Source organism: Streptomyces anandii JCM 4720, assembly GCF_014650655.1.
Lineage (GTDB): Bacteria > Actinomycetota > Actinomycetes > Streptomycetales > Streptomycetaceae > Streptomyces > Streptomyces anandii.
In genome coordinates this window covers 1-675 of record NZ_BMVJ01000109.1, presented here as the reverse complement: position 1 = coordinate 675, position 675 = coordinate 1, and the positions used below count along the sequence as shown (strand labels likewise).

Below are 675 nucleotides of genomic sequence, written 5' to 3'. Positions count from 1 at the left end.
GGTGCTGCTGGCGGAGGCGAACCAGTGGCCGGAGGACGTCGTCGACTACTTCGGCGACTACTCCTCCGGCGGCGACGAGTGCCACATGGCCTTCCACTTCCCCGTCATGCCCCGCATCTTCATGGCCGTACGCCGTGAATCCCGCTACCCCGTGTCGGAAATTCTCGCCAAGACCCCCGCCATTCCGTCGAATTGCCAGTGGGGCATCTTCCTGCGCAACCACGACGAGCTGACCCTGGAGATGGTCACCGACGAGGAACGCGACTACATGTGGGCGGAGTACGCCAAGGACCCCCGCATGCGGGCCAACATCGGCATCCGCCGCCGCCTCGCCCCCCTCCTGGACAACGACCGCAACCAGATCGAACTGTTCACCGCCCTGCTGCTGTCCCTGCCCGGCAGCCCGATCCTGTACTACGGCGACGAGATCGGCATGGGCGACAACATCTGGCTCGGCGACCGCGACGCCGTGCGCACCCCCATGCAGTGGACCCCCGACCGCAACGCCGGCTTCTCCTCCTGCGACCCCGGCCGCCTCTACCTGCCCACCATCATGGACCCGGTCTACGGCTACCAGGTCACCAACGTCGAGGCCTCCATGGCGTCGCCCTCGTCACTGCTGCACTGGACCCGCCGCATGATCGAGATCCGCAAGCAGAATTCCGCCTTCGGACT

General features: G+C 66.4%; 1 protein-coding gene. It reads left to right on the top strand.

The genetic code is table 11. The features are described 5' to 3' along the window. A partial coding sequence (locus tag IE249_RS35525) for an alpha-amylase family glycosyl hydrolase (protein ID WP_268249740.1) occupies positions 1–675 on the top strand: 675 nt, incomplete at both ends.